The sequence below is a fragment of the Cuspidothrix issatschenkoi CHARLIE-1 genome (genome assembly GCF_002934005.1).
GTDB lineage: Bacteria > Cyanobacteriota > Cyanobacteriia > Cyanobacteriales > Nostocaceae > Cuspidothrix > Cuspidothrix issatschenkoi.
This window is the reverse complement of record NZ_PGEM01000099.1, coordinates 1-9,048: the sequence shown is the minus strand read 5'-3', so window position 1 is coordinate 9,048 and position 9,048 is coordinate 1. Positions and strand designations below refer to the sequence as shown.

9 protein-coding genes are annotated in these 9,048 nt (G+C 38.3%); 4 read left to right on the top strand and 5 right to left on the bottom strand.

Features of this window, described 5'->3' with window-relative positions:
* Positions 1 to 15: 15 nt before the first annotated feature.
* Positions 16 to 525 carry a hypothetical protein gene (locus CUN59_RS13865; protein ID WP_104388396.1) on the bottom strand — a complete coding sequence of 170 codons (510 nt, stop codon included), beginning with the start codon at positions 523 to 525 and terminating at the stop codon, positions 16 to 18.
* Between the two features lie 268 nt (positions 526 to 793).
* On the opposite strand from CUN59_RS13865, the gene CUN59_RS13860 reads away from it, so the two are divergent.
* Both CUN59_RS13860 and CUN59_RS13855 read left to right on the top strand, forming a co-directional pair.
* The gene (locus CUN59_RS13860) at positions 794 to 1,078 is read left to right on the top strand and encodes a hypothetical protein (RefSeq protein ID WP_104388395.1); all 285 of its coding nucleotides are present in this window, start codon (positions 794 to 796) and stop codon (positions 1,076 to 1,078) included.
* A 67-nt stretch (positions 1,079 to 1,145) separates the two neighbouring features.
* On the top strand, positions 1,146 to 2,603 hold the full coding sequence (locus tag CUN59_RS13855; RefSeq protein ID WP_104388394.1) for an AIPR family protein: 1,458 nt from the start codon (positions 1,146 to 1,148) through the stop codon (positions 2,601 to 2,603).
* A 212-nt stretch (positions 2,604 to 2,815) separates the two neighbouring features.
* Here CUN59_RS13855 and thrB read toward each other — a convergent pair whose 3' ends face one another.
* From thrB to CUN59_RS13835, 4 genes are all read right to left on the bottom strand, one after another.
* Entirely contained in the window at positions 2,816 to 3,730 is a 915-nt protein-coding gene (gene thrB / locus CUN59_RS13850) for a homoserine kinase (protein WP_104388393.1), read from the bottom strand.
* 85 nt (positions 3,731 to 3,815) lie between these two features.
* Positions 3,816 to 4,469, bottom strand: a complete 654-nt coding sequence (locus tag CUN59_RS13845) for a pentapeptide repeat-containing protein (RefSeq protein ID WP_104388392.1) — start codon at positions 4,467 to 4,469, stop codon at positions 3,816 to 3,818.
* Positions 4,466 to 5,866, bottom strand: a complete 1,401-nt coding sequence (locus CUN59_RS13840; protein WP_104388391.1) for a DICT sensory domain-containing protein — start codon at positions 5,864 to 5,866, stop codon at positions 4,466 to 4,468. The genes CUN59_RS13845 and CUN59_RS13840 overlap by 4 nt, the downstream gene beginning before the upstream one ends.
* 70 nt (positions 5,867 to 5,936) lie before the next feature.
* Complete coding sequence (locus CUN59_RS13835) at positions 5,937 to 7,511, bottom strand: photosystem II high light acclimation radical SAM protein (protein ID WP_104388397.1); 1,575 nt, start codon at positions 7,509 to 7,511, stop codon at positions 5,937 to 5,939.
* Positions 7,512 to 8,073: 562 nt separating this feature from the next.
* On the opposite strand from CUN59_RS13835, the gene CUN59_RS13830 reads away from it, so the two are divergent.
* Complete coding sequence (locus CUN59_RS13830) at positions 8,074 to 8,466, top strand: DUF1830 domain-containing protein (protein WP_104388390.1); 393 nt, start codon at positions 8,074 to 8,076, stop codon at positions 8,464 to 8,466.
* A 7-nt stretch (positions 8,467 to 8,473) separates the two neighbouring features.
* Positions 8,474 to 8,614, top strand: coding sequence for a hypothetical protein (locus CUN59_RS21475; protein WP_165790205.1), 141 nt, complete (start codon positions 8,474 to 8,476; stop codon positions 8,612 to 8,614).
* Positions 8,615 to 9,048: the final 434 nt, after the last annotated feature.

The window sequence follows — 9,048 nt, the reverse complement described above, 5'->3', positions numbered from 1 at the left end:
TCAGTGTGTGGTAGTTCACACAATACGGTTGACAATTGTCCAAACTTCACAGTCTGAACGCACGTAAGGGACAGAAATGGTCTTAAAGCCTGTGATGAAAGGTTTGTAGTAAACTTGCCAGTACATGGGACTAAGTTCATCGGCACAGGTTTTGAGAAGTTTAATTTCTTTGGCGAGTTCTCCAGCTAGTTCGTTAACTCGTTCGGCGTGAACTTGAGCAATTTTTCTGGCTTCTTCTAGCTGTTCTTGCTGTTGGGATATGCGAATGGACATAGGTAGATATCTATTTAAATGAGCTTTCCTTTGTTGTATTTGCTTTTCTAGGAAGCATAAAGCATCATCTATGCCTTTAAGTTCAGCCGATAATTGCACGTTTTCTCTGGCTTGACGACGATAGGTTTCAACTATGGCTAGGGTAGAATCTCCGCTAGACTCCATATTATTTTGAGTTAATGCTGCTCTTTCTTGCTGGAGTGCTTGAATTTGTAAGTTGAGTTCTTGGATTTCTGCTCGAATTTTATCCATATATATAATGATTGGGGATTAAGTGAAAAAGCTGTTACTTAAATACAGATTTACTTAGCGTGTTCAAAGACATCTTTTCTGTAAGAAGTGATAGCTAGTTTACCATCAGGACGAACCACGCGCCAAAGTTATCGAAAGGAATACTAGCAACCTATTGTAATTTCAGCAATCATTCTTATTTGTCACAGATTCAAGAGGCAATAACAATAAAAATAAGGTTTCACATTGAGTTAGGATTCAAGAGTCACCTCCAATATGAAAAATTAGAATGGATAACAAGCAACTATTTATAGACGGATATTTAGATAGAATCTCTAACAAATTCAACGTAACTAAAGATACAGCCTTTGAAATTTTCTCAATGGCTGCGATTACAGAGAGACCATTTCAAGAAGTATATGATGACATTCAAATAAGGCAAAAACCAGGTCTTCAAGGTAAAGATGGTGGCATAGATGGCGCTGTGTTTGTAGAACAAGGTGGCTACTATACACTAATGGTATTTCAATGTAAACAGGACTTACGCAAAATAGACATCTTGCGTAAGTCCTAGTAAAAATACTCGCAATTTAAAAACTAACCAACTTGATGAATTTCGTCACGATGTAGACGATTCTTTTATCTATGGAATAACTAAGTCAAATTCAGAATTACTTCAACCTAAAATAAATGAATATCAGCAGCTATCCAGAGATGGTTTTATTATCGAAATTAAGTATTATTTTATCTACAATGGTTCTAACAATGATCCTGATTATGCGGCAAATCATCAAAACTATCTAGCCTACCACAGACCAGATGAATTTGAAATTTGGGATGCAGAAGCAATTTACGAAAAAATCAGTCAGCTAATTAAAGCACAAGCTAAACGCAAAGATATTAAGTTTATTTTTAATCCTCAAATATCAAACATCATAACTTCTGATAGGCAAGGACAAGGCTTATATACATACTCGGTTGGTAACGTCAGAGCCGCAAACTTTCGGATTGAAGCTGATGAACTTTGTCGTTTAGTTGAGCAAGAATTATCTACTAATAATACTTATGAGTTTCTATTCTCAGAGAATATTCGTTCTTTTTTAGGTTTCAAAGTTAGACCGAATCAAAGAATGAAAGAAACATTAACTGATCCAGATTCAGCGATATATTTTCCTCTACTTAACAATGGGGTGACAATCATTTGTGAAAGAATGGAAATTCCATCTACTTTACAAAGTGGAAAATATATCTTACCTACTTATAATCCTATAATTGTCAATGGTTTACAAACAACTCGCGTTATCTACGAAGTCTTTAAGGAAAGTCAACGTAAGGGAATTAATAGACTGCAACAAGTTTTTGTAAACGTGCGTTTATACGAAACTAGTAATACTGAAATTGTCGAAAAAATTACGGATGCTACTAATACTCAAACTCCTATCTCTTACAAAGATAAAGTAAGTAATAAAGACTTCAATTTATATGTAAAAGAAATATTTGCTAATCAGGGAATTGCTTATATTACAAAACGTGGTGAAGTTTTCTCCAACAATCTTAGTAGGCAGTTAAATTGTACAATTGAAAGCGATACGCTTTTGCGATTTTGGTATGCAACTTTTTATGAGCAGCCAGAAACAGCTAAGAATAGTGTATATGAAGTTATGGAAGCTATTTTTGATGCTACTAATAATAATAACTATCCATTACATCGCCTATTTAATGGTGAAAAAGATTCCCCCATATACCAACAATTAATCTATGCTTACAAAATTTATCGCTATGTTCAAAGTAAAAAAGAAGCTCAACAAACAACAAGAGAATATATTAGTCATGCTACTGAGTTACTGTCCTATGGTATTTACAAGTATTTAGAAAATGATTTGACAATTATCAATAATTCAGACAAATTAGAGGAAGCATATCAATTTACTCTCAATGTTGTAGACCAGATTATACAAGAGCAGATAGAGTTGTATAAGCAGCAAGAAAAATCATTTTCCTACAGTGGTTATTTTCGGAAGGCAAGGTGCAGAGTTGAATACAACCTGAAAGTTGGTATTGTTGATGATGACTCGATTATAAACAAATTACTCAAATGATATCAATTAGGTAAATAATTAATATCGAGAACTTCTTCAAGAGAATAAGGACATTCTGCGGGAAATGTTAATCAACAAAATGAAATGTTTAAAGTAGGGAACACTTCTGTTCCCTTCCCATGACTTAAGTAATGCTGCGTTCTGACGGATACGTTCTCAACTCAAATAGGATTGCTATAGATGTTTGGTGTTGCTGCATTTCTAATTACCCACTACAAAATAACCGCCCCTTGCGTATCCAAGCGGAGCGATCGCACAATAGAGTTAATTCTCTTTGCCATCCAAGCATTTGTCATAGCTGTTTCTACGGATTTTGCTTTGGTTATATCTACTAAAGCCAAAAGTGTGGGTCCTGCACCACTAATTACCATCCCATAGGCACCAGCATTAATAGCAGCCTCATTCACACTCTCATAACCAGCAATCAAAGTTTGGCGATAAGGTTGATGTAACTTGTCTTGTAAAGCGGCTTTTAACCATTCTTCTCGATTTGTGGCTAAACCTCGCAATAATAAACCTAAATGGGAAATATTAAAAATGGCATCCCTACGACTAATTTCTGTGGGTAAAACTCGTCTGGCTTCGGCGGTGGATAATTCAAAGTTAGGAATTGCTATGACTGGAACTATATCCCGATGCCAGGGAATATCACAAATTTCCCAGCCTGTACTGCTGGTGGCGGCTAGACGACATCCACCCAATAACGCTGGTACTACATTATCAGGATGTCCTTCCATGGCGATCGCTAATTCCATTACCTCTAACTCAGACAAGGGTGAACCCGCCAAATAATTAGCCCCAACCAACCCGCCGACAATGGCAGTGGCCGAACTTCCTAAACCTCGCGCTAAAGGTACACCCAGCTTGATCTCTATTTTTATCCCTGGTGGTGTTTTTTTTATATGTTGGTATAACTTGACAAAGGCTTGATATAAAAGATTAGTTTCATCGGTTTGTACTTTTGCCGCTTCTATGCCAGATGCTTGAATAATTAATCCACCAGCATCAAGTGTAGTAAAGTTAAATTCGTTATACAGCTTTAAAGCTGCACCAATGCAATCAAAACCAGGACCCAAATTTGCAGTTGTGCCGGGGACTTTAACAGTAATGTTAGAAACTACAGACATTTAAGTTAATTCAAAATTACAATTCAAAATTATCAGGTGACAGGTAACAGTTAACAGGGAATAGGGGAAGAATTTCTTGCGGCAATTAGGGATGTACTTTTGTTTTACTATCTTCGAGAATTGTACCTAGCAAACACACCCGATCTAAATTTGCACCATTTAACTTCACAGCATCTAATTCCGCACACAGTAAATTAGCTGCTGTTAAATTTGCTCCAGCCAAGTTTGCCCCCCGTAAATCAGCTTCTTCTAAATCCGCTTCATTGAGTAAAGCACCTTGTAAATCTGCACCACTTAAATCTGCACCTTTAAGATTAGCCCCTGTTAGATTAGCACCGCGTAAATCTGCACCTCGCAAATCAACACCTTGCAAATTTACACTCATTAAATTAGCACCACTTAAAAAAGCACCAGCTAAGGAAGCATCATTCAGGATTGCTCCCATCAAGTTACTACCCCGTAGGTTACAGCCCCGCAAATCTGCACTTGTCAAGTCAGCTTGCATTAAGTTTGCACCCATTAAATTTGCCCGCAAATCACTTTGTTGCAGGGTTGCCCCCATTAAATTTGCCCCTTCTAAATGGCTACCTTCCAATTTAGAACCAGTAAAGTTAGTTCCGACTAAGGTAGCTCCTATTAAATTGATTTTCCTTAAATCTACGAAAGAAAGATCCTCGTCTTCTAAATTTGCACCGGCAAGTTGCTTGTTTTTTCCTAATCTAATAGCTTCTATGTTCATTGGGGGTAAGTTGAAATCTGCTCACTAATTTTGCTCTGACTATCCCATCGGGAATCTAGTAACCATAAACCACTGCTAACTTTAGTTGTCATTAAGGGTAAATCTAGTCCTTGTTGTAAACCCATGACCAATAAAGTTAAGGTATCTATAAGTTTAGGATCAAACCGTGTAGATTGTTGTTTACGACATTGATCTAATGCTTGAGAAAATATTTCTGCTCCCTTTTTATTTGAGTATTTATACTCGTTGGCTTGTAACTGAAATTCTGATATTAGTGACAAAATCCGCGATTCTAAAGGAATATCATCACCCACTAAACCTGCTGGTTCACCTGTACCATTCCACCATTCAGTTTGGTGAGTAATAATTTGGGCAACTGCTCTAAGTTGGGGCATGATGCGGAGTGCTTGCGCTCCTGGGACTAAAGGACAAGCCAGGGGGCAACTAGGAGCTTCGTCTTGATAAGCTGTTGTGACGTGAGTGGGAGTGATCAGGCTTTCAGCTTTCTGTAATGGATCTATGCGATGTAATAAGGCGGCTAGGCGCAATCTTTTGATTTGCCATGCTGGTAAGTCTAACAACTGCCCCATCGTTTCGGCGATAGATGCTACTTCGGTGGCGGCCATGGGATTATTGATATCTGATAAATCAATTAATTGCGCCATCCGTAAAAATGCTTGGATTTCGTTGGATACTAGGTTACGATCCAGGAATTTTTGGTGGGCTGTGGACGGGATAAATTGGCGATCCAGTCCTGTTTTCAGATAATCAATGACGCGACCGACGACGGTAGCCACATCTGTAGAGGAGGATGGAGTTGTGTGAATTGCCTGTTGGTGTTGACTGAGTTTGTCTGCTAGTTGAGGATCATAATTTTTAATATGGGCGATCGCTAACACTGCTGTTTCCCGCACTAACTCCGGTTCAAATGTCCATAAACCATAGAATTTCCGGTCTAAATCGCCAGTTGGCAACCCACCAACCCCATAATCGGCTTCAGATAATTCTTGACAAATTACCATTGCTGTGTAATCAGGAGCTAAAATGATCAAATGCCATTCTTGGGCGACAGGATCATCCGTAGCTAACCCCACTAAATCCACATTAGCTAATTGACCGGTGGGATGTTCTGTAAAACCAGCATCAGCCGCCGCCATAATCACTATTTCCCGGCTGCGTTGGGCAATATCTGCATATCTGTTAGCCTCTTGTAGATACCATTTACCCTGTTGAAAGGCGGTAATTACAAATGGATTATTATTGTTAGTCAAAATATGGTCTTCTAGGGCATGGCAAAGAGCAACCAAGGTGTTTTTATAGTACACACCAAAACGAATTGGTCTGATACTATGTCGGTGAGATGCTTCTAACTTTTGAAGAATTGAGCCTTGTAACATGGAATTAGGAGTTGGGGATGGGGTAGGGGTAATTCATGAATTACCCTGACAATGCCAATATATATGTCTTCTAGGATACACCTGCTAACTGTTTTTCTGGTTTTTCTATAGGTGCAGACAGTGCATCTTCCAAATCAGCGCAACCTAATTTGGTTTCTAGAATATTCATCACTTCCCGTCCGAAGTCGTTGGGATTTTGTCGCCAAGCTTGCAAGCAGACTTCACCGAAGAAAGAACCCAGAGGTTGGGGATTCCAGAGGAGTTTTTTGGCTGTCCAAGGCATTAAACTCATGGGATCATAACCCGGTTTGAGAATACCCTCTTGAAAAGCATATTCTTCTAAATGGGTATGGGGTTGGAGTCCAATAAAGAAAATAGCAGGTTCAACTTTATCAGCCCCAAAAATTCGTTCTAGTTCCCGATGATAGGCGATGGTTTGGCGAATAGTTTCGGGACGTTCATCAATTACATTAAAGGAGTAGTTCACAGAAACTACGTCATTGAAACCGGCAGCTTTTAAATCACGACAATTTTGTAAAACGTTTCGTAGGTTATAGCCCATTCGCATTTTACGGACAAGTTCTTGAGAACCGCTAGTGATTCCGATTTCAAAATAATTCATCCCTGTTTTTACCATCAACTCACACAATTGGGGTGTTAAGTTGTCGGCTCTAATGTATGCCGCCCAATGGATATCCGTCATCCCCGAATCAACAATTTTCTGGAGAAGTTCCACCGCATCATCAATGAATTTGCGGGCGGGGATAAATTGAGCATCGGTAAACCAGAAGTTGCGAATACCCCGATTGTATAATTCTCGCATTTCAGCGACAACTTCGTCACTAGGATTAATTCGTACTTGTTTACCTTCAACAACGGTATAAACGCAGTAGCAGCAATTATGGGGGCAACCACGTTTGGTTTGCACGCCAATGTAAAAATCTTGTTCTTGCAGGTAATAATTAAATTCCGGCCAAATGGTTTCGATGTAGTCGTAGTTGCAAGCTGTTTTTTCCAGGGGTGTGGGTTGTTCGTGAATTAGTCTAGGACGTGGCTGATTTTCTCCAGCTACATAACAGCGTTCATCCCGAAAATCTTCTCCATTCAACAGTTTTGTGAGGAGGGTTTCTCCTTCACCTACAGAAATAATTGTGCCTGAAGGTAAACTTTTACCCAACTGTTCATAAAATACGCTAACTGCACCACCACCGAGAACTACACGGGCTTGAGATTGATATTTTTGGGCCCGTTTTAAACCCCGTTTAACTAATCCCAGGTTACGCCATAGTTCTACATAATAAGCAATAAAAATTCTCAAGCCCCCCAACGCACCACGCAATTTGATGAATGGGTTTTTGGCATAGTAAAATTCAAAGGCGTTTTGTAAAGGGTTGCCGCCTCGTCCGCCTACAGGTGCATAAATTTGAATGTCTCGCCAAGAGAAGACAAGTAATGTTGGCTTAAACTCATCAATACATCTGTCTAGGGCGGAAGCATAATCTAGGGGAGGAACTGTACCTAAATCAAAAATCCGTTGTTGTATGGTGGGAAAAAGTTTATGGACGTGATCGGAAAGATAAACAACCCCAATGGGAAAGATAGGGTTACAAGGAAGACGAACATAGAGAATTTTGGTTTCGCTCATAGTTGGTTTAGCTGTATCTTGGGGTTGTGGTGGCAAAGACTAGAAGCTGGTATAGTTGTTGCTGATTTCAACAACTTTATTCTTGACATTTCACTCTTTTTGTGATATGTAAAAAAAAATTTGCTGTGAACAACTACACTGAATAAAGTCTGCTTGTTATATATAGATGAGGTTTTATGAAGAAAATTTTCATATACATTTACCATAACACCGAGTTTATGAATTCAGTGATGATATTCTTTTGTAATTCTGGAGCTAGATGCAAAACATAATTGGACTCAACTAGGCATAATCCAGATTGGGGATCAAAGGCTAAAATTCTTGGTGACAAAGAATTTACGAAAATTTTACCGGAAATGAAAAGCTAAATCGTGATTGATGATGGGTTTTGTTAAATAAATACAAATTTATTTACAAAATTTTTAGGATATAAATATATCTTTAGATATAAATAATGTAGAAAATTGCAGTTGGTAGTCGGAGTTACAGCAAATGGGGATCATCCAATGTTAGCTTTAGTTATGTAATGTAAGATGGTGGCACAAATAGCTCACCAGCAGTTATGGCTCAGATATTAGATCCTCTACCACCAGAGCATTCAGAGAAAATTCTCTGCTGCTACGTCAATGCTACGAGCAAGATCCAGGTAGCGCGTATCACCAATATTCCCAACTGGTACTTTGAACGGGTTGTTTTTCCTGGACAAAGATTAGTGTTTGAAGTTCCCCAAGAAGCACAAATGGAAATTCATACTGGGATGATGGCCAGCGCGATTATATCGGATACTATTCCCTGCGATCGCCTAATCATCCATGAACCTAGGGCTGATGAGGCACAAGATCACTCATCTTCAGCGATAAATTCTAGTCATAGTCATACAATGGGGTCAGAAATTAATACAAAAGTAGATACGACAAAACCTTTACAATCTGTTGAATTGGCATCTATTGATTAAAAAAACAATGTTAGTTAATGCTAAGGTTGCTGAATTCAGCAGCCTTTTTTCTTGTGTTAAGCGATCGGCAAAAATATATTTACGAAATTTAGGTTGGCAAAATTTACGAGTCCGTTCAGAAGGTGATACAGCCAGAATTGAATTATAACCATATAAAATTAAAGATTTTGTCTCAACTACAGATTTACTGGAGTTTAGACTAATTTGCCCTCCTAATCCGCCAAAGTCTCTCTAGGCAAGGCTTTAACGGTTTCCAAGTTATTTTACGTCTTGTAAGTCATAAACCTTATACCTCACATTCCGCATAAGCGGAGAATAAAAAAATAATTATCTCCAAAAACATTGTTTGGTAAGGGTTTTCAGGATTTTAGTTCAAAGGAACTATAAAATGTTTATTAGGAATTTATCTCATTTATTGAGAATATTTTTGGAGTAAAGTTTGTACAACCCTGAATCTTTCGTGATAATTATTCAGAATTGGATTTTATCTGCGGAATGTGGGTTATACAGCAAGGGATTGAGCCTACAAGAAAAGATTTAGTCTAAACTCCAATAACAAATCCAAAAACAAAACCCCCTCAT